Annotated in this window: 16 protein-coding genes; 6 read left to right on the forward strand and 10 right to left on the reverse strand. The window is 36.8% G+C overall.

What is annotated here, in order from left to right; genetic code table 11:
• Positions 1–62: 62 nt before the first annotated feature.
• The 3 genes from rpoC to ACIQZ6_RS01005 all read left to right on the forward strand — a co-directional run bounded on the left by rpoC (position 63) and on the right by ACIQZ6_RS01005 (position 5,462).
• The gene (rpoC, locus tag ACIQZ6_RS00995; protein WP_395807292.1) at positions 63–4,349 is read left to right on the forward strand and encodes a DNA-directed RNA polymerase subunit beta'; all 4,287 of its coding nucleotides are present in this window, start codon (positions 63–65) and stop codon (positions 4,347–4,349) included.
• Positions 4,350–4,441: 92 nt separating this feature from the next.
• Positions 4,442–4,756 (forward strand): DUF3467 domain-containing protein, encoded by a 315-nt coding sequence (locus tag ACIQZ6_RS01000; RefSeq protein WP_306552188.1) that lies wholly within the window; start codon positions 4,442–4,444, stop codon positions 4,754–4,756.
• A gap of 1 nt (position 4,757) precedes the next feature.
• The gene (locus ACIQZ6_RS01005; protein WP_395807294.1) at positions 4,758–5,462 is read left to right on the forward strand and encodes an ion channel; all 705 of its coding nucleotides are present in this window, start codon (positions 4,758–4,760) and stop codon (positions 5,460–5,462) included.
• Here the strand turns inward: ACIQZ6_RS01005 and miaA are convergent.
• The 6 genes from miaA to ACIQZ6_RS01035 all read right to left on the reverse strand — a co-directional run bounded on the left by miaA (position 5,434) and on the right by ACIQZ6_RS01035 (position 11,207).
• Positions 5,434–6,333 (reverse strand): tRNA (adenosine(37)-N6)-dimethylallyltransferase MiaA, encoded by a 900-nt coding sequence (gene miaA / locus ACIQZ6_RS01010; RefSeq protein WP_395807296.1) that lies wholly within the window; start codon positions 6,331–6,333, stop codon positions 5,434–5,436. The two genes, ACIQZ6_RS01005 and miaA, sit on opposite strands and share 29 nt — an antisense overlap.
• 20 nt (positions 6,334–6,353) lie before the next feature.
• Positions 6,354–6,998, reverse strand: a complete 645-nt coding sequence (locus ACIQZ6_RS01015) for a hypothetical protein (RefSeq protein ID WP_395807298.1) — start codon at positions 6,996–6,998, stop codon at positions 6,354–6,356.
• 82 nt (positions 6,999–7,080) lie between these two features.
• Positions 7,081–8,490 (reverse strand): CCA tRNA nucleotidyltransferase, encoded by a 1,410-nt coding sequence (locus tag ACIQZ6_RS01020; RefSeq protein WP_395807300.1) that lies wholly within the window; start codon positions 8,488–8,490, stop codon positions 7,081–7,083.
• Positions 8,491–8,637: 147 nt separating this feature from the next.
• A complete protein-coding gene (locus ACIQZ6_RS01025; protein ID WP_395807302.1) occupies positions 8,638–9,204 on the reverse strand; it encodes an L-threonylcarbamoyladenylate synthase in 567 nt (188 codons plus the stop codon).
• Positions 9,205–10,317 carry a glycosyltransferase family 4 protein gene (locus ACIQZ6_RS01030; protein ID WP_395807304.1) on the reverse strand — a complete coding sequence of 371 codons (1,113 nt, stop codon included), beginning with the start codon at positions 10,315–10,317 and terminating at the stop codon, positions 9,205–9,207.
• Between the two features lie 71 nt (positions 10,318–10,388).
• On the reverse strand, positions 10,389–11,207 hold the full coding sequence (locus ACIQZ6_RS01035; RefSeq protein ID WP_395807306.1) for a 2,3,4,5-tetrahydropyridine-2,6-dicarboxylate N-succinyltransferase: 819 nt from the start codon (positions 11,205–11,207) through the stop codon (positions 10,389–10,391).
• A gap of 78 nt (positions 11,208–11,285) precedes the next feature.
• Between ACIQZ6_RS01035 and ACIQZ6_RS01040 the strand changes: the two genes are divergently transcribed.
• The gene (locus tag ACIQZ6_RS01040; protein ID WP_395807308.1) at positions 11,286–11,678 is read left to right on the forward strand and encodes an RNA-binding S4 domain-containing protein; all 393 of its coding nucleotides are present in this window, start codon (positions 11,286–11,288) and stop codon (positions 11,676–11,678) included.
• Positions 11,679–11,910: 232 nt separating this feature from the next.
• Here the strand turns inward: ACIQZ6_RS01040 and ACIQZ6_RS01045 are convergent, their stop codons facing one another.
• Positions 11,911–12,504 carry an OmpH family outer membrane protein gene (locus ACIQZ6_RS01045; protein WP_395807310.1) on the reverse strand — a complete coding sequence of 198 codons (594 nt, stop codon included), beginning with the start codon at positions 12,502–12,504 and terminating at the stop codon, positions 11,911–11,913.
• 161 nt (positions 12,505–12,665) lie between these two features.
• Here ACIQZ6_RS01045 and gyrB point away from each other — a divergent pair, with 161 nt between their 5' ends.
• Complete coding sequence (gene gyrB, locus ACIQZ6_RS01050; protein WP_395807312.1) at positions 12,666–14,624, forward strand: DNA topoisomerase (ATP-hydrolyzing) subunit B; 1,959 nt, start codon at positions 12,666–12,668, stop codon at positions 14,622–14,624.
• A 180-nt stretch (positions 14,625–14,804) separates the two neighbouring features.
• On the opposite strand, the gene ACIQZ6_RS01055 is transcribed toward gyrB, so the two are convergent.
• From ACIQZ6_RS01055 to mdh, 3 genes are read right to left on the reverse strand one after another with little or no spacing between them, the layout of a single operon-like run.
• On the reverse strand, positions 14,805–15,698 hold the full coding sequence (locus tag ACIQZ6_RS01055) for a hypothetical protein (RefSeq protein ID WP_395807314.1): 894 nt from the start codon (positions 15,696–15,698) through the stop codon (positions 14,805–14,807).
• 48 nt (positions 15,699–15,746) lie between these two features.
• The gene (locus ACIQZ6_RS01060) at positions 15,747–16,175 is read right to left on the reverse strand and encodes a retropepsin-like aspartic protease (RefSeq protein WP_395807316.1); all 429 of its coding nucleotides are present in this window, start codon (positions 16,173–16,175) and stop codon (positions 15,747–15,749) included.
• A 17-nt stretch (positions 16,176–16,192) separates the two neighbouring features.
• A complete protein-coding gene (gene mdh, locus ACIQZ6_RS01065) occupies positions 16,193–17,131 on the reverse strand; it encodes a malate dehydrogenase (RefSeq protein WP_395807318.1) in 939 nt (312 codons plus the stop codon).
• A 431-nt stretch (positions 17,132–17,562) separates the two neighbouring features.
• Between mdh and dnaE the strand changes: the two genes are divergently transcribed.
• Positions 17,563–21,195, forward strand: coding sequence for a DNA polymerase III subunit alpha (gene dnaE, locus ACIQZ6_RS01070; RefSeq protein WP_395807320.1), 3,633 nt, complete (start codon positions 17,563–17,565; stop codon positions 21,193–21,195).
• The last annotated feature ends 53 nt before the right edge of the window (positions 21,196–21,248 follow it).

Raw genomic sequence — 21,248 nt, forward strand, 5'->3', positions numbered from 1 at the left:
TAATAAGTTTTGACCCATTTACTTACAACTTACAACTCAAGACTTACAACTAAAAAAAAGCTATGTCTTACAAGAAAGATAATAAAATCAAAAGTAATTTCACCTCGATAACCATTAGTTTGGCTTCTCCTGAATCAATCCTGGAGCGTTCAAGCGGCGAGGTGTTAAAGCCGGAAACTATCAACTACCGGACTTACAAACCTGAGCGTGATGGCTTATTCTGCGAGCGTATTTTCGGTCCCGTAAAGGATTACGAATGTCATTGCGGTAAATATAAGCGTATCCGTTATAAAGGTATTGTCTGCGACCGTTGTGGTGTTGAAGTAACTGAAAAGAAAGTACGTCGTGAGCGTATGGGACACATCAACCTTGTGGTTCCTGTTGCACACATCTGGTATTTCCGTTCATTGCCAAACAAAATCGGTTATTTGTTAGGTTTACCTACCAAAAAACTAGATTTAATCATTTATTATGAGCGTTATGTTGTTATTCAGCCAGGATTAAAGGAGGCAGACGGTATTCTAAAAATGGACTTCTTAACAGAAGAAGAATATTTAGATATCCTAGATACCTTACCAAAAGAAAATCAATATCTTGATGATAAAGACCCTGAGAAATTCATCGCAAAGATGGGTGCTGAGGCTCTTCAAGATCTTTTAGGTCGTTTGGATCTGGATCAGCAGTCTTATGACCTTCGTCATCAGGCAGCAACTGAAACTTCGCAGCAGCGTAAAACTGAAGCTTTGAAACGTCTTCAGGTTGTAGAAGCTTTCCGTGGCGCAAATACCCGTATTGAAAATAATCCAGAATGGATGATCGTTAAGATTGTACCGGTTATTCCACCTGAATTACGTCCTTTGGTTCCTTTAGAAGGTGGTCGTTTTGCAACTTCCGATTTGAATGATCTTTACCGTCGTGTAATTATTCGTAACAATCGTTTGAAGCGTTTGATCGAGATCAAAGCTCCAGAAGTAATTTTACGTAACGAGAAGCGTATGCTTCAGGAGTCTGTTGATTCATTATTTGATAACTCTCGTAAAGTTAATGCAGTTAAAACAGAAGGTAATCGTGCTTTAAAATCACTTTCAGATATTTTGAAAGGCAAGCAGGGTCGTTTCCGTCAAAACTTACTTGGAAAACGTGTAGATTATTCAGCTCGTTCAGTAATTGTTGTAGGACCGAATCTGAAATTGCATGAATGCGGTTTACCTAAAGATATGGCAGCCGAGCTGTTCAAACCATTTATCATTCGTAAAATGATCGAAAGAGGAGTGGTAAAAACAGTAAAATCAGCCAAAAAAATCGTAGATCGTAAAGATCCAATTGTTTGGGATATTCTTGAAAATGTATTGAAAGGTCACCCGGTATTATTAAACCGTGCTCCAACATTGCACCGTTTAGGTATCCAGTCTTTCCAGCCAAAATTGGTTGAAGGTAAGGCAATTCAATTACATCCATTAGTTTGTACTGCATTTAACGCGGATTTTGATGGTGACCAGATGGCGGTACACTTACCATTAGGTAATGCTGCAATTTTGGAAGCCCAAATGCTAATGCTTGCTTCGCATAACATTCTAAATCCTGCAAATGGTACTCCGATTACAGTTCCTTCACAGGATATGGTTTTGGGTCTTTATTATATAACTAAAGGCCGCAGAACCGACGAAGGTCGAGTTGTATTAGGACAGGATCAAACGTTCTATTCTCCTGAAGAAGTTATCATCGCTTACAATGAGCGTAAAATAGATCTTCATGCATTCATTAAGGTTAAGGCCTTTGTGAAAGAAAAAGATGGAAGCATCGTTAATAAAATTATTGAAACAACTGTCGGACGTGTTCTCTTTAACCAGAGAGTTCCGGTAGAGGTTGGATATATCAATGAACTTCTGACCAAGAAATCACTTCGTGATATCATTGGTGATGTGGTGAAAAACACTGGTATGGCTCGTGCAGCACAGTTTCTTGATGATATCAAGGAATTAGGTTTCCAGATGGCATTCCAGGGTGGTCTTTCCTTTAATCTTCAGGATCTTAACATTCCTGCAGAAAAGGCTCATTTGATTGATCAGGCAAGTAAGGAAGTTGAAGAAGTAATGAATAACTATAATATGGGTTTCATTACCAACAACGAACGTTACAACCAGATCATCGATATCTGGACTCGTATCAATAACCGTTTGACGGCCAATGTGATGAATCAGCTTTCGAGCGATAATCAAGGCTTTAATTCGGTATATATGATGCTTGATTCAGGAGCTCGTGGTTCAAAAGAGCAAATTCGTCAGCTTTGCGGTATGCGTGGTTTGATGGCTAAGCCTCAGAAATCAGGTTCAGGTGGAGAGATCATTGAAAATCCAATTCTTTCTAACTTTAAAGAAGGATTATCGGTATTAGAGTATTTCATATCAACTCACGGTGCTCGTAAAGGTTTGGCTGATACAGCATTAAAGACTGCAGATGCTGGTTACCTAACTCGTCGTTTGCATGATGTTGCTCAAGATATGATTGTTGGTGAGACCGATTGTGGTACATTAAGAGGAATTTATACAACTGCATTGAAAGATAATGAAGATGTTGTTGAGCCTTTATATGACCGTATCTTAGGTAGAACCAGTTTGCATGATGTATATGATCCATTAACTAATGAATTATTAGTTTCTGCTGGTGAGGATATTGAAGAGCATGTTGCTGTTAAAATTGAAAACTCGCCGCTAGAGGGAATAGAAATTCGCTCAGTTCTTACTTGCGAAAGTAAGCGTGGTGTTTGTGCTTTATGTTACGGACGTAACCTTGCAACCGGTAAACGTGTGCAGATGGGTGAGGCTGTTGGTGTAATTGCAGCTCAGTCAATTGGTGAGCCTGGAACACAGTTAACATTACGTACATTCCACGTGGGTGGTACTGCTTCGAACATTGCTGCTGAATCTCAGATCAATGCTAAGTTTGATGGTATTATTGAGTTTGAAAACGTTAGAACTGTTAGTCATGAAACTACAGAAGGAAGCCTTGAAGTTGTCTTAGGACGTTCAGGTGAATTCCGTATCGTAGAGGCAGGTACCAACAAAATGATCATGTCTAACAACATTCCTTATGGTGCATTTCTGTATGTTAAGGATGGTGCTAAGATCTCTAAAGGCGATAAAATTTGTAGCTGGGATCCATATAATGCTGTTATTATTTCAGAATTTGAAGGTAAGGCTGAATTTGAGGCAATCATTGAAGGTGTTACCTTCCGTGAAGAATCTGATGAGCAAACCGGTCACAGAGAGAAAGTTATTATTGATACCCGTGATAAAACCAAGAATCCAGTTATCCGTGTAGCGGATAAAAAGGGAAATGGTATTAAGGGATACAACATTCCTGTAGGAGCACACATTGCTGTTGAAGAGAATGAAAAAGTGAAAATCGGACAGATTATTGCTAAAATACCTCGTTCTACTGGTAAAACAAGAGATATTACAGGTGGTTTACCTCGTGTAACCGAATTATTCGAAGCTCGTAATCCTTCAAATCCTGCAGTTGTAACTGAAATTGATGGTGTTGTAACTTTAGGTGGTGTTAAGCGTGGTAATCGTGAAATGTCAATCGAGTCGAAAGACGGACAAGTTAAAAAATACCTTGTTCCATTGTCTAAACATATTCTTGTTCAAGATAATGACTTTGTGAAAGCTGGAATGCCTTTATCAGACGGATCAATTTCGCCTGCTGATATCTTATCAATTAAAGGACCTGCAGCAGTTCAGGAATACCTAGTTAATGGTATTCAGGAAGTATATCGTCTGCAAGGTGTGAAAATCAATGATAAGCACTTTGAAACCATCGTTCACCAAATGATGCAAAAAGTGATGATCGAAGATGCCGGTGATACCCGTTTCCTTGAAAAAGAATTGGTTGATCGTTGGGATTTCCAATTGGAGAACGATGAGATATATGATAAGAGAATTGTAACCGATCCAGGAGAATCTGTTAATTTGAAATCTGGTCAAATCATTTCAGTACGTAAATTAAGGGATGAAAATTCTGTTCTTAAGCGTAAGGATATGAAGCTTGTTGAAACTCGTGATGCAATTGCAGCTACTTCAAGTCAAATGTTGCAAGGTATTACCCGTGCTTCATTAGGAACTAAATCATTCATCTCTGCAGCTTCTTTCCAGGAAACTACTAAGGTATTGAATGAGGCAGCGATCAGCGGAAAACGTGATAATCTGTTAGGTTTGAAAGAAAATGTGATCGTAGGTCACTTGATTCCTTCAGGAACAGGATTACGTCAATACGAACGTATCATCGTAGGTTCACAAGATGAATATGATAAATTAATGGCTTCCAAACAGGAAGAAGTGGAGGCTTAACTCACACCATTTTTCAAATAAAAAAAGTCCTTCTTTTCAGAAGGACTTTTTTTATTTCATTAAAAATATTTTAGAATTGATAACTTTATGGTATGGAAGAACAGAACATTGAAAATCAATTAAACATTGAGCTTTCTGAAGAAGTTGCAGAAGGTATATACTCCAACCTAGCGGTTATCACTCATTCAAACACTGAGTTTGTTGTAGATTTTATTCGGGTTATGCCGGGTGTGCCTAAAGCCCGTGTAAAATCAAGAATAGTATTAACTCCAGAGCATGCAAAGCGATTTTTGGTTGCTCTTGAAGAAAATGTTGAGAAATTTGAAGCGCTGAATGGTCGTATTAAGATCAATGAAGGACAGCCAGGGATACCTATGAATTTTGGTGGCCCTACAGCACAAGCTTAAATTGAAAAAGCATCTTAGTAAATTACTGTTTGGGAGTCATGACCCTGAGAAATTCAAAATTCCGCCTTCTACGTCGCAGTTTACAAAAATCAGTAATGTGTGGAATAGCTCACAATATCATGATTTTGGAATTGAACGTTTTTTTAGGTTGTTTTTGGTTAGTTCAAAGGTTTTTTTTCCGGTAATCTATATTGAACTGCTCACTCGAAATTTGCCTACACATTCTAAGAAAATTTATGGTGAGTTTTATGTTATTTTTAAAACTTTAGTACCATTTATTATACTTTTTTATGGTCTTTGGGATCATTATTGGCTCTACGTAATTAATATTTATCTGCTGATAGAGACTTTTTTATACGTTTTCAATAAAATATTTTTACCAGAGCATAATTATAAGGCATTGGCAAACAGGTCGATTATTCTTCTGTTTTTCAATTTCTTTGAAGTTATAGCGTCATTTGGGGTTATATATGCTGCCGGAAATTATCTTAATCAACCAGTTTCAACATGGATAGACGCTTTATATTTTAGTTTTATAACTGGTGCTACTATTGGTTATGGCGATTTTTATCCTATTAATGAGACCGGAAAAATTTTGGTAATTGTGCAGGTAATGAGCACTATTTCTTTTCTCTTCTTATTCTTTAATTTTTTTGCACCCCGATCCCAAGATATTACTAGAGTGCGGGATTCAGGTACTGAATAATTGATTCGAGTTCATCAGGCTTAAACCAATTTATATCTTCTGATTTTTTGAACCAAGTTATTTGTCTTTTAGCAAACCTTCTGGTATTTTGTTTGATCTTCTCAATAGCTTCTTCTCTGTTGCTTTTGCCATCTAGGTAATTAAAAATTTCAGAATATCCAACAGTATTTAAAGGGTTTAAATGTTGGAATGATTTCAGGCTTTCAACCTCTTCAATCAATCCATCATTAATCATTTGATCAACGCGAAGGTTTATTCTTTCATACAATATATTGCGATCGGTAATAAGCCCTATTTTGACAATATTAAATGGTCTTTGCTTTTTTAGGTTAGTTCTTAATGATGAAAAAGTTTTCCCTGTGCTTTCAAATACTTCTAAGGCTCTTATGATGCGTTGCGGATTGAAGATATCAACCTCTTCATGATAGACCGGGTCTATTTTTTTTAACCGTTCTTGAAGAAATTCTATTCCCTTTTCTGCAAATAATTTATTTAAATGATCACGAATTTTCTCTGAAGCTACCGGGAGCTGATCAAATCCATTGCAAACAGCGTTGATAAATAGTCCGGAGCCACCCACCATTATTACCTGCTCATGATCAATAAATAATTTGTTAATTATTTGAATAGATTCTTTTTCAAAATCACCAGCATTATATTGATCCAGAACCGAATGGCTATTGATTAAATGATGTTTAACTTCCTTAAGTTCTGCTTCTGATGGCTTGGCGGTACCAATGTTCATTTCCCTGTAAAACTGTCGGGAATCGGCTGATATGATCTCTGTTTTAAAATGTTTTGCCAGCCTTATGGCTAATGCTGTTTTGCCAATTGCGGTTGGGCCTGCGATAATGATCAATGTTTTGCTCATTAGCAATCCCGTTTTAGAATTTAATATTCATCTTTTTGGATATCATCAGAATCATAACCATCATTATCTGAAAATTCATCCATGAACTCATCCTTTTCTTCTTCCTCTTCCTCTTCGGTTTCCTGCTCGGTATTTATACCCATTTCGCTCATTTGTTCAAGCTCCTCTGCATCTTCAGGCTGGAAGTTAAGTTCATTTAGAAAATCAAAGTCTTCAGAAGCTGCAGTTGTTACAGGAGGTATAATAAGGCTGCCAGCCATTTTTGGTGCTTCGCCCAAACTACGTGATACACAAGGATATATCTTTCCATCTTCCTCACTAAGTATAATTTTAATGAGTTCAACATGGAAGTCAAATGGTCTGTCAAAGTTATAGGTATAATAAAATTTTTGATGTGGATCATCTATGAAACTGCTCAGTTTAGAATTCTCCATTGTAGCAACACCATTATTGATTTTCCGCTGGTTTGGTAGGTAGGCAATTTCTTCTTTCTTTATCCATTGATCACTACTTACATAAAAAGAGGAGGATAAATCAGCATTGTATCCTGTTGATTGATGGATAGCACGATGAAGGTCTTCAAATGTTTGATTGGATTTTATGTCAATATCTCGTTCAATATCATCATAATCTTCAAAAGAAACCTTAAATCTATAAATTGCCATTTTTATTCTATTATTTTATTATTCTACAAAAATACTATTTGAAAAGACTGATTAACATTTTTTATTTTTTTTTGTCTGTCTGTTAGCTAGGTTTAACTGGAACCAATCCTAGAGTTTTTCCTTTTTGTATCATAAACTCATACGCTTCTTCTCTAGAATTTTTAATTTCTCCTTCAAGAATAGCCTCTCTGATTTGATTTTTGATAATACCAACATTTTTACCGGCACTTAAATTAAATGCCTGCATGATATCTTCGCCACTAATCGGTGGTTGCCAGTTTCTAAGTTGATCGCTTTTCTCTACGTCCTTTAGTTTTTGTTTTACGAGGTCAAAGTTTCTGCGATATTTTTTTACTTTATATTCATTCTTGGTAGTTACATCTGCATTACATAACAACATAAGACTATCTATTTCCTCGCCGGCTTCAAATAATAGTCGTCTAACCGCTGAATCGGTCACTATATCTTGAGCAAGCACTATTGGTCTCAGATGTAATTGTACCAATTTTTGAACCAGTTTCATTTTTTCATTCAAGGGTAGCTTCAGCTGCGCGAATATTTTTGGAACCATGCGTGCCCCGCGGTCTTCATGACCATGAAATGTCCATCCATGGCCTGGCTCAAAACGTTTTGTTGCAGGTTTTGCAATATCATGCAGAATTGCTGCCCATCTTAGCCATAAATCATTCGTATTTTCAGCTAAATTATCAAGAACTTGAAGCGTATGGTAAAAATTATCTTTATGCCCTTTACCTTCTACTACGTCAACACCATGCAGATCTGCCATTTGAGTGAAAATTAGATGCAGGAGGCCTGTATCAAACAAATGGATGAATCCTATTGATGGCTTGGGTGCCAGTATGATCTTATTTAACTCATCGGTTATTCTTTCAAGAGAAACGATTTTGATTCTTTCGCAATTCTTTTTAATTGCGTCAATAGCCTCAGCATGAATTTTGAAGTTAAGTTGAGTAGCAAACCGAATTGCTCTTAACATTCTTAAAGGATCATCAGAAAATGTTTCTGTTGGATTGAGAGGCGTACGTATAAGCTTGTTATCAAGATCTTTTACCCCGTCAAATGGATCTATTAAAGTTCCGAAATTTGAAATATTTAATCCCAGAGCCATCGCATTGATATTGAAATCACGGCGTTTCTGATCATCTTCAAGACTGCCATTCTCAACAATAGGCTTGCGAGACTCTGAGCGATAGGATTCTTTTCTTGCTCCTACAAATTCTATTTCGAGATCCCCATGCTTAAGCTGGGCAGTTCCAAAATTCTTAAATACTGAAACCTTAGTATGTAATAGTTTACCTGCCGCTTCTGCAAATTTAATTCCATTTCCAATTACTAGAATGTCGATGTCTTTAGATGGCCTATTAAGAAAAAGATCTCTTACAAATCCGCCAATCACATAAATTTCTGTCTGTGATTCATCTGCCAGTTTACTTAATTTTTCAAATATGGGATGTTGTAAATATTCTTTCATATAAAATCAGATCGGATCTCATTTGAGGAGATGGGGATCATTAAACCTGATCTGAGCAGGCAATAATTTATCAGCAAAGGACAACATATTATTGCACTTTTTCAAGTGATTGAAAACATTAGCCTTGAAATTATGGTTTTTATATTCTTATTTTCTAATGAATGAAAATAATCCTCCTGGTTCAAGTTTCATTATTGTAGATGCTTTCTTTATGGAAGTATCATCTTGTTCCCAATTGACTACATAATCGACCCCTTCTTTTATCTCTTCACTGATTTCGTTGTAGCATGCAGGAGATGGCTGTCCACTCAAATTTGCTGAGGTTGAAATGATAGGTTTTCTGAAACGCTGCAGTAATTGCTCGCAAAATGTATGTTTTACAATCCGAATACCGATACTTCCGTCTTTGGCAATTGCATTCTTTGCCAGATTCTTTGCATTTGAATAAATAATGGTCATTGGATTTTCTGCATATTCAATGAGGTCGTAAGCTACTTCTGGAATCTCATTCACATAGCTTTGAAGTTTATTGGAGCTATCTAATAAAACAATCAAACTTTTTTCTTCTGATCTTCCTTTAAGTTTGAAAACTTTTTCAACTGCTTCTATATTTGTAGCATCGCAACCAATACCCCAAATGGTATCGGTTGGGTAAAGAATCAGGCCTCCATTCTTTAATACTTCAAACGCCTTATTTACTTCATCTCTTAGCATTTAGATTAGGTTTTGGTAAAGTTTGAATAATTTATCTGCAATTTTTTGATTGGAAAAATTACTAATGTGTTCAAATCCGGAACGTATCATTAACTCTCTTTTTTCGGTGTTGTTCATAGTCAGGTTGATCTGATCTGCAAGTTCATCACTGTTATTTGGATCTATATAGATGCTGTTTTTGCCACCTGCTTCTTCAAGGCAGGATCCCTTAGCTGCAATAACAGGTATTCCTGAACTTAAAGCTTCAACCACGGGTATCCCAAACCCTTCGAATTTTGATGGATAAATGAATAGGCTAGCCTGTTGATATATTCCAGGCAGGTCTTGGAAAGAAACGTTTTTCAGAAAATGCACCCTGCTTGTCAGGTTATTGTTAGCAATAAAATCTTTAAGTACTTGTGCGTATGGCGTTTCTTTTCCGATAAGTACCAAGTGGATAGTGTCTTTCAGCTTTTTTAGGGCTTGTATAATAAGAAGAGAATTTTTTCGTGTTTCAATAGTGCCTACATTCAGAAGAAATTCTTTTGGTAAATTATAAGTATTCCTGATTCTGATCTTTTCTTGCTCTGTTACTATTGATCTAAAGATAGGGTCACAATTTTGGTAGATTACTTCAACCTTGGATTCTTCAACATTCAAAAAATTGATTAGGTCTGCTTTGGTTTGTTCACTAACTGCAATTATCTTATTTGCATGTTTTGAAGCATAGCGAACTTTTAGTTCATAAATCTTTCTGTCAAAATAGGGGTAATATTGAGGGTATCGATAAAATATCAAATCATGGATAGTCACAACAGAAGGGATTCCTGCTTTTTTTAAACCAATTGGAATTTCATTGCTGAGTCCGTGAAAGAGGTCTATTTTTTCCTTTTTTAGATCTTTAACAATTCCACTATTCCTCCAAAAATTTTTGAATAATTGGTTTTTTGGATAATGGAAGTGTATGGAACGACATTCCAAAAGAGAGAGAGGTTTTTTGGCGGGTGTTGGAGCAAATACAGAGTATTGATTTCCAGGATAATATTCTCCCAGTATTTGAAGCACATACCGGCTATAGTTGCCTAAACCAGTAAAATTTTGGGTTGCGCGTTTACCGTCAAAGCCTATTTTCATGTTTATGCTATAAAATTATAAAGGATGAATGGCTTTCATCCTTTATAATTAAAAAAGCTCTTATTTTAGCATTAAACTGCTACATTATTATCTCTTAATGCTTCATTAAGAGAAGTTTTTTTATCTGTTGATTCTTTTCTTTGTCCGATGATTAATGCACAAGGCACCTGGTATTCGCCGGCAGGGAATTTCTTTGCATACGATCCCGGTATTACAACAGAGCGTGCAGGTACAAATCCTTTATATTCAACGGGTTCATCGCCAGTTACATCAATGATTTTAGTTGAAGCTGTAAGAACAACGTTTGCTCCAAGCACTGCTTCTCTTTCAACGTGTACACCTTCTACTACAATGGCTCTTGATCCAATAAAGCAATTATCTTCAATGATTACAGGAGAGGCCTGTATAGGTTCTAAAACTCCGCCAATACCTACACCACCACTTAAATGAACGTGCTTTCCTATCTGAGCACATGATCCAACCGTTGCCCATGTATCAACCATTGTGCCTTCGTCTACATAAGCACCAATATTAACATACGAAGGCATCATGATTACTCCTCTTGCAAGAAATGCTCCATAACGTGCAATTCCATGAGGAACTACTCTGACTCCATTCTCTTTATAGTCGGTTTTTAATTTCATTTTGTCATGGAACACAAATGGGCCCACTTCAATTTCTTTCATTTCTCTGATAGGAAAATAAAGAATAACTGCCTTTTTGATCCAGTCGTTTACATGCCAACGATTTCCGATTTGTTCAGCAACTCTAATCTCGCCTTTATCTAGATGTAAAATCACACTGTTGATTGCATCTCTGTATTCTTTGAAATTGATGAGATTGCGATCCTCCCATGCAGTTTCAATCAGTTTTTTTAATTCGGTAGTCATACGTTTAATTTATAACAAATTAAAGGAATTTTCTGTCAATTTTTGTATCAATCAATCAATTGTTACGTAATTTTGGGAATGCAGGAATTAGAGAAATTGCGTATCGATAAATATTTATGGGCAATACGCGCTTTTAAAACAAGGAGTGTTTCTGCCGAAGCATGTAAAGCCGGAAGAATAAAATTAAACGGACAAAATCTAAAAGCATCTCATGCAGTAAAAATAGGCGAGGTTTATACGCTACAAAAGGGAAGCGATAAAAAGATCATACAAGTTGTTGGTTTGCTAGATCGACGAGTAGATGCAAAAACAGCAGTAAATTTTTATAAAGATCTGACTCCTGTTGAGGATACTCCTGCATATAAATCGATGTTCCAAAGTCCAACATTGAGTAGGGATAGAGGTACTGGAAGGCCTACAAAACGAGATCGCAGAGAAATTGATGATTTGCAGGAGGGCTGGTTTGAGTAGTATTTTTAGATAAATTACAGGCTTAAACTGTTTTTATTTAACTGTGAGCACTCAAAATTAAAGACCTGTATTTTGACACACTTATCTAAATAGTATGGGTATAGCCCTTGTTTCTATTTCTGTAGGTAACTCTGGGTTAATCAAATTATACCATTTAGTAATGCAATTTTAATTTAAACTAAAAAACCCCGGTGGGTTCCGAGGTTTTTTAAAATACTTTTTAAAATGCTATTTATTTTTTATCTTTTTTATACTCAGCATTCAAACCTTCTACTACTTCTTTGGTAATATCCAGACTTAAATCAGCATATAAAACTGCTGGATTAGATTTTGAATAGGTTAATACAAATTTGTATCCCTTTGCTTTAGCATGAACCTTTAAAAATTCAGAAACTTTATTGTATAATTTCTCATTCTCTACAGCCTCTTCATTTGAAAGTGCATTTCCTGCATTTTGATTATATGTTGCAAGTTCTTGTTGTTTTCTAGCTAGTCGCTCTTCAGTAGAAGCTCGCTGATCTGCACTTAAACTACCAGCATTTTGCTGATAAGCTGCAACTTCACGTTGAAACGCAGCTCCTTTTGCAGTTAAGTCTGCCTGTGCTTTTTTAGATTTTTCCTGAAAAGTAAGCTGCACAGCTTTGAAATAGTCATAATTAGTTAACAATGAGTCTGAATTTACATATACTACAGCTTCAGAATTGTTTGCAGATGAGCTTGCTTTAGAGTTCGCAGATTTAGATTGTTCTTTGTTACATGAGGTAACTAGTGCTGCAATAGTTAAAATAGCTGCAATTTTACTTATGGTATTGATTACTTTTTTCATATTTTTTTATAAAAATTTAACAAATATAAACTTTCAAACCATTATCTCAACCATTTTATTTACTACTAACTATTGGTAAATAAATGTGGTGTTATTTTATCCACATTGCAACAAATTCCATAGTAAATGGTTATTTTTGATACTTGTTGTTATAAGAAAATATGAGCGAAGAAACAGAAGACAGATCTAATTATTCGGCGGATAATATACAGGTCCTTGAAGGCCTGGAAGCGGTAAGAAAGCGCCCATCAATGTATATTGGTGATACCGGGTTTAAAGGATTACATCACCTGGTATATGAGGTAGTTGATAATTCAATTGATGAGGCTTTAGCCGGTTATTGTTCCGACATTAAAGTAATCATTCACAAGGGCAATTCCATTACTGTCACTGATAATGGGCGTGGTATTCCAACTGCTATGCACACCAAAGAAAAACGGTCTGCGCTAGAAGTAGTAATGACGGTGCTTCATGCCGGCGGTAAATTTGACAAGGATACCTATAAAGTTTCCGGTGGTTTACATGGTGTAGGGGTAAGTTGTGTGAATGCCCTTTCAATTCTTTTGAAGGTTGAGGTTCAGCGTGAAGGTAAACTTTTTGTTCAGGAATATTCATGTGGTAAACCAAAGTATGATGTTAAAGTAATTGGCGAAAGCGATAAAACTGGTACAACAGTTACCTTTCAGCCTGACCCTGAGATTTTTACACTGACCACTGATTATAAATTTGATACCCTTGCTGCACGTTTGCGTGAGTTAGCCTATTTAAATAAAGGTATCCGCTTATCGCTAACAGATGAGCGTGAAACTACCGATGAGGGATCATTCTTGTTCGAAGAGTTTTTCTCAGAAGGTGGATTGAAAGAATTTGTTAAATACCTTGACGCAATGCGTACTTCAATAATTCCTGAACCGATATACGTAGAAGGAATTAAACAAGGAATCCCAGTTGAACTAGCCCTTCAGTATAATGATACCTATACTGAAAATGTGCATTCTTATGTTAACAATATAAATACCCATGAGGGTGGTACACATGTAGCCGGATTTCGTCGAGGTTTAACCCGAACATTGAAAGCTTATGCTGAAAAATCGGGCATGTTGAAAAACATGAAGATCGAAATTACAGGTGATGATTTCAGGGAAGGACTTACAGCTGTTATATCAGTAAAAGTTCAGGAACCACAGTTTGAAGGACAAACCAAGACCAAATTAGGCAATAATGAGGTGATGGGGGCAGTAGATATTGCTGTAGGTGAGATTCTGGGTAATTATCTTGAAGAAAACCCGAAGGAAGCTAGGATGATTGTTAATAAGGTGATCCTTGCTGCTACCGCCAGAGCTGCTGCACGAAAAGCGCGTGAAATGGTTCAGCGTAAAACTGTAATGGGAGGTTCTGGTTTGCCAGGAAAACTTGCAGATTGTGCAAACAATGATCCTGCTGCTTGTGAACTTTACCTAGTTGAGGGAGATTCAGCGGGTGGAACTGCAAAACAAGGCAGAGATCGTAATTTTCAGGCAATTCTTCCATTAAAAGGAAAAATTCTGAATGTTGAAAAGGCAATGGAGCATAAGATCTATGAAAATGATGAGATCAAGAATATGTTCACTGCAATGGGTGTGAGTATTGGAACTCCAGAAGATGCAAAGGCTCTTAATATGGAGAAATTACGTTACCATAGGATCATCATTATGACCGATGCCGACGTGGATGGTTCCCACATTACTACGCTTATTTTAACGTTCTTCTTCAGATACATGAAGGCTTTGATCGAGTTTGGATATATCTATATCGCAGCACCTCCACTTTACATGGTTAAAAAAGGTAAAGAATTTCAATATGCATGGAACGATGAACAGCGTGATGCAGCTGTACAAGCACTGAAAGGTGCAGGTAAAGAGGAAAGTGTTAATATTCAGCGTTACAAAGGTCTTGGAGAGATGAATGCAGAACAATTATGGGATACTACTTTAAACCCAGAGACTCGTACTTTAAGAAAAGTGACCATTGAAAATGCAGCTGAATGTGATCATATATTTTCAATGTTAATGGGTGATGAAGTTGCTCCAAGACGTGAATTTATTGAGAAAAATGCAAAATATGCTCGGATTGATATTTAATTCAAGCGTTAGTCATTAAAATTAAGCCCTTCAATTTATTTTGGAGGGCTTTTTTGTTTCCGATTTGATCGTTGATGCAGAATTTAATCATTGCTCGATTGAATCAAAATTTGAAATGGATAATAGTAATAATTGATGAAAATGAGATAGTTCATCATCAATCATTTACTAGCTCCTCTTTTATTTTACGCCTGGTTTATACCGTAAATATAATGCTGCAGTTTTTTCTTTATCTGATACGATCATAATCCTGTGTTTGTTTTCTCCATCAATTAAAATTAGTTCAGATGTGTTTGGAGGCACTAATCCTAGATTTTCTGCATAAAGTAATACCTCATGAAGTTCGATACGCGGATCTAATTTCAAATTTATAGTGGTAGGCCTTTTAGTGATTTTGATATTTTTTAATAGTATATCTCGATTCAAATAAACAGAAACAGTGTCATTGTCAATCTTCATATAATCTAAAAGCATGATTTGTAGATCCTGTTGATAAACGTTTATTTCAGTTACTTTTTTTGGGATGGTATTTTGAAATTTTTCTGTAAAATTTATAACCGGGAGCTCCTTGGTTTGATATGCAATTTGTTGGGTGTTGATTACTGAATCTTTGAGTTCTGTTAAAAGTATATTTAAACCCGATAAGGATCTCGATAAGATTACCCGACCTGGAATACACGTATCCTTCGGATTATCTTTACTTACACCTGTCCAAGTTCCTTCAAGATATTCTAGGTTATTTTCTTTTCGATAGGTCAAGTTAAACTTCTTAATGCAAGCAATCCAGCCCCAAGGAACTGTATCTTCGCGGATAAGTTCGATGTTTTCAGATAGTAGAATACGATCTCCTGCAAGTTGGCCAGAAAGCCCAACCCTGACTTTATTTGCATTTCCATAAGAGGCAAAAGATTCGCCCCAAATATTTTTTTTCTGATTAAGATTAAGCTCTAAATCATATAGATTGTTATAACCTCCTGGGCCTTGTGTTAATTTACCGTACCACTTCCCACTAATTTCTTGTGAAAAAACATTGCTTACAAGTAAGGATAGTAAAATGCAGGATAGCCATTTCATATAGGATAATTTAAATCAATTTACTGATTTAAATGCTAGCATTGATCTTTATTTGAATAGTTTAAGACGCAACTTTTTATAACTTATAATTGCCTTGTGCTGGTATAAAATATCGCCACCCAAAACTCCGATGATGGGTGGAAGGTTAAGTGCAGAATATGCCTGATTAATAGTAGAAAGATCAAGTACAGCCACTTCAAAGTGTTTTAATTTGAGCTTCCCAATCTTTAAAATGGGAAGAATAATGGTATGGCTTTCCATGGTATTTGTACCCAGGCCAGTAGAAAGTTTGTCTGAAGCCCTTAATTCACCATCCATTTTGTGTTTCTCAACTGTTCCTTTATCAAAAACTGTTTTTGAAGCCCCAGTATCAAGTACTGCATGAAAGGATTGTCCAAAAACAACAACTTCCACCAATAGGTGGAAGCCGTCGTCATTTAAATTGATTAGTTCTAACGGAACTAAGGTATTTGCCATGCTATAAAAGCAGTTTTTTAGATGTGATTAGACTCTTTTAACACCTCATTCATAGCTCGTACTGCATCGGCGCTTTTGTTAAATTCAGCCTGTTCAGAATCAGATAATTTAAAATCAAGGATTTTTTCCCAACCGTTTTTCCCGATAATTACTGGAACAACTAATGAGATATCTTTTTGGCCATATTCGCCATCTAGTGCAACTCCACAAGAAATCAATTTCTTTTCATCGCGAACAATGCTTTCAACCATTGCGGCAGTACCTGCTCCGGGAGCGTACCAAGCAGAGGTTCCAATTAATTTAGTTAATGTTGCCCCACCTACCATTGTTGATGAAACTACACGTTCTTGCTGCTCTTTGGATAGAAGTTGGGTAACCGGAATACTATTCCAGGTAGCATGATGAATAAGCGGGATCATGGTGGTATCACCGTGTCCTCCAATAACTACTGCATTAAGATCAGCAGGAGAACAGCCAAGCTCAACACTTAGATAATATTTAAATCTTGCTGAATCTAATGCTCCACCCATGCCCAGAATCTTGTTCTTAGGAAGGCCTGAAGTTTTTAAGGTAAGGTAATTCATGGTATCCATTGGATTTGAAACCACGATAATTATGGTGTTAGGAGAGTGTTTAAGGATATTCTCGGTAACGCTTTTTACAATGTTTGCATTGGTGCCTATTAACTCTTCACGGGTCATACCCGGTTTACGCGGTAAGCCGGAAGTAATAACAACAACTTCTGAATCTGCAGTAGCTGCATAATCATTGGTAACACCTTTGATTTTAGTATCAAAACCAAGCAGGGCAGAAGTTTGCATCATGTCAATCGCTTTGCCTTCAGCAAAACCTTCTCGGATGTCTAACAAAATAAGTTCTTCAGCTAATTCTTTTCTGGCGATGTTATCAGCACAGGTTGCTCCTACGGCACCGGCTCCTACAACTGTAATTTTCATTTTATGATTAATTTAAATTTGAGATCGAATTTGTTAGAGATTTTTATTTAAAATCTGCCTTTTTATTGTTTTAAACCGTCTTTAACGGTTATTTTGATTTGCTGAAACGAAGATAGATAATTCAATCTTTTTTATGAAATTATTAATACCTGTTGTGTAAGTTTTTTGTTTCTAAATCAAACCGGCTGCTTCTACGTTCACACGCGTTGAAACCCCGTCTTTTTTTTCTTATCAATTCTTATTGAACGTTTTTTAATTTTTATTCATAAGTATGCTGAAATTAGAGTGATAAAGATTGCTCTGGGATATATTTCCAGGGAATGAATTTAGCGTCTTTGTGATTATGCGAAAACATTTCTTTTTTACTTTTCAACACCCTTCTTCACACTCTAAAAGATTTGTAAATTTGATTTTATCCCAAAATTATTTTTATGCCTGATTTTTCGCACCTGCACGTACATACGCAATTTTCACTGTTGGATGGTGCGGCAGATATTTCGCGGCTCTTCAAAAAGGCTCAAGCCGATGGTATGAAAGCCATGGCCATTACCGATCATGGAAATATGTTTGGGGTGTTTAAATTTGTAGCCGAAGCCGGAAAGCATAATGTGAAACCCATCGTAGGTTGTGAGTTTTATGTAGTAGAGAACCGTCATATTAAGCAGTTCACCAAAGAAAAGCGTGATCAGCGTTTTCATCAACTATTACTTGCTAAAAATGCTGAAGGGTATAAAAATCTGGTAAAGCTATGCTCTTTGGGGTATATCGAAGGCTTATATAGTAAATGGCCTCGCATTGATAAGGAACTGATCCTGAAATATCATAAGGGGCTTATTGCCACAACCTGTTGCCTGGGCGCCTCAGTACCGCAAACTATTTTGAAAAAAGGCGAGGAAGAAGCTGAGATTGAATTTAAATGGTGGTTAGACCTCTTTGGTGAGGATTATTACATCGAACTTCAACGTCATAATATCCCCGAGCAGGAAACGGTTAATGCTGTACTGCTAAAATTTGCTAAGAAATATAATGTTAAGGTAATATGCTCAAACGATTCGCATTATGTGGATCAGCAGGATGCCAATGCGCATGATATTCTGTTATGCGTGAATACCGGCGATATGAAAAGTACGCCGATTGCAACTGATGAAGAGAGCGGCAAGGGTTTTCGATTTGGATTCCCAAATGATCAGTTCTTTTTTAAGAGTCAGCAAGAGATGGGCGCAATTTTTCATGACCTACCCGAATCGCTCGACAATACGAATGAGATAGTAGATAAAGTTGATATTCTTCAATTGAAGCGAGACATCATGCTCCCAAATTTTCCGATTCCTGATGAGTTTAAAATCCATCAAGGTCCTGAATCTGAGAACATGAATCAGTGGGAATACCTGAAAGATTTGGCATTTAAAGGTGCCAAAAACCGATACGTGGATATCAGTGCGGAGGTTGAAGAGCGTCTCAATTTCGAGCTCTTTACCATCCGTACGATGGGTTTTGCAGGTTATTTTCTGATAGTAGCTGATTTTATACGTGCGGGTCGCGATTTGGGTGTGTTCATTGGCCCAGGGCGTGGTTCTGCTGCAGGTTCTGTAGTGGCCTATTGCATTGGGATTACTAATATCGATCCCATTAAATACAATCTACTGTTTGAGCGTTTCCTGAATCCAGACCGTAAGTCGATGCCCGATATCGATACAGACTTTGATGATGCCGGCCGCCAGAAAGTGATTGATTATGTAGTGGATAAATATGGTAAAAATCAGGTAGCCCAGATTATTACCTATGGCTCTATGGCCGCAAAATCAAGTATTAAAGATGTTGCCCGTGTATTAGATCTTCCTCTTGCCGAGTCCAATATGCTGGCAAAGCTGGTTCCCGACAAACCTGGTACTAATTTAGTGCAGGTAATGACCGCTCCAATTGATACAGTTAAAAAGGAGCAGAACCCCGAAGATTTTGAGAATATTAAAACGCTTCGCAAGATTCTAGAAGATGGTAAATCACTTCAGGCGGATGTTTTGAAAGAGGCAATGATCCTAGAAGGGTCGGTGCGAAACGTGGGTGTTCATGCAGCGGGTATCATTATTGCTCCATACGATCTTACTGATATTATTCCTGTGGCAACTTCCAAAGAATCTGACTTGCTGGTTACCCAGTTTGATGGGCGGGTTATTGAAGATGCGGGTGTAATTAAGATGGACTTTTTGGGACTCAAAACCTTGACAATCATCAAGGATGCCCTCCGTTTAATCAAGCAAAATCATAATGTTGACATAGATATTGATTATATCTCACTCGAAGACCAAAAGACTTTTGAACTTTATCAGCGTGGTGATACCAATGGAACTTTCCAGTTTGAGAGTGATGGTATGCAAATGTACCTTCGTGATCTGAGGCCAGATAAATTTGAGGATTTGATTGCCATGAACGCGCTTTATCGTCCTGGCCCAATTGAATACATCCCCAAATTTATTTCCCGTAAACATGGTCGGGAGGAGGTAAGTTATGACCTGTTGGACATGAAGGAGCATCTGGAAGAAACCTATGGAATTACGGTTTACCAGGAGCAGGTCATGCTGTTATCGCAAAAACTAGCAGGTTTTAGTAAAGGTGATGCGGATGTGCTGCGTAAAGCCATGGGTAAGAAGCAGATCGAAGTGCTGAATAAAATGAAAGCCCAGTTTATGGAGGGCTGTAAAACAAACGGGCATGATGCAAACGTAGCTGAGAAGGTTTGGACAGATTGGGAAGCTTTTGCACAATATGCATTTAACAAATCACACTCTACATGCTATGCATTTGTAGCCTATCAGACTGCTTATTTAAAGGCTAATTATCCATCTGAGTACATGGCTGCTGTATTGAACAATCAGAATAACATTGAAAAAATATCCTTCTTTATGGAAGAATGTAAACAAATGGGAATTTCTGTGTTAGGACCAGATATTAATGAATCTGAACTGAGTTTTACCGTTAATAAAAAAGGTGAGGTTCGTTTTGGTATGTCAGGAATGAAAGGTGTGGGTGAGAAGGCTGTTGAAAGTATTGTTGAAGAGCGAACAGAAAACGGACTTTATCAAAGTATTTATGATTTTGCACGACGTACCAACTCCAGATCTGTTAGTAAAAAAGTGTATGAAAATCTTGTTTATGGTGGAGCCTTTGATTGCTTTGGACATAATAGATCGCAATTTTTCTTTAAGCCTGACGCCAGTTTTTATAACGGTATTGAGCGTCTGATAAAATACACGAATGATTTTCAGAATAACTTGAACTCCTCCCAGGCTTCCTTGTTTGGAGGCACAAATGATGCTGAAATTTCAGAACCTCAAATGCCTGAATGTGAAGAATGGGGGTTGATAGAGAAGTTAAAATATGAAAAGGAATCGATAGGAATTTATCTTACTGGGCATCCCTTAGACAATTATAAGTTTGAGCTTGACAATTTCTGTTCGCATCAGGTTAAACACCTAAGCCTTGTAAATAGAATGAAAGGCACTGAGATTATGCCTGAAGATCAAGAGGAGTTCAAGAAAATAAGTAATCGCGATTTGGTTATTGGCGGTTTAGTTTCAGCTTGTAGGCACGGTACTACCAAAACGGGTAAACCTTTTGGTTCTTTCATGTTCGAAGATTATGGCGAGACTTTTGAAATGGCTCTTTTTGGTGAAGATTATATCAAGCTGAAACAATATTTAGTTATTGGTTTGTTTCTACAAGTTAGAGGTATAGTTACAGAGCGGTTTAAACAAAAGGATAATTGGGAGTTTAAAGTTAATAGTATAGTTCTTTTATCAGAATTGAGAGATAAAATGTCAAAATGTCTGACTATTCAACTTCCTCTTACAGAACTATCCGAAACTTTCATGAATAAGATAGATGAAATTGTAAAGATCAATTCTGATCAAAATGAAAGTAGAAATTGCCAGTTGAAATTCATGATCATGGATTATGATGAAGAAACGACACTGGAAATGCCCTCAAAATCAGTTAGGATCAATCCAAGTAATGAGTTTTTAGAAGAAATTTCTAAATTGGTTGGAGTTCGCTATAAGTTGAATTAATGTCACAAAAGCAGGGTATATTTGTGGCAGGAATATTGAATACTATCTTTAAA

Source organism: Daejeonella sp. (assembly GCF_044348475.1).
Lineage (GTDB): Bacteria > Bacteroidota > Bacteroidia > Sphingobacteriales > Sphingobacteriaceae > Daejeonella.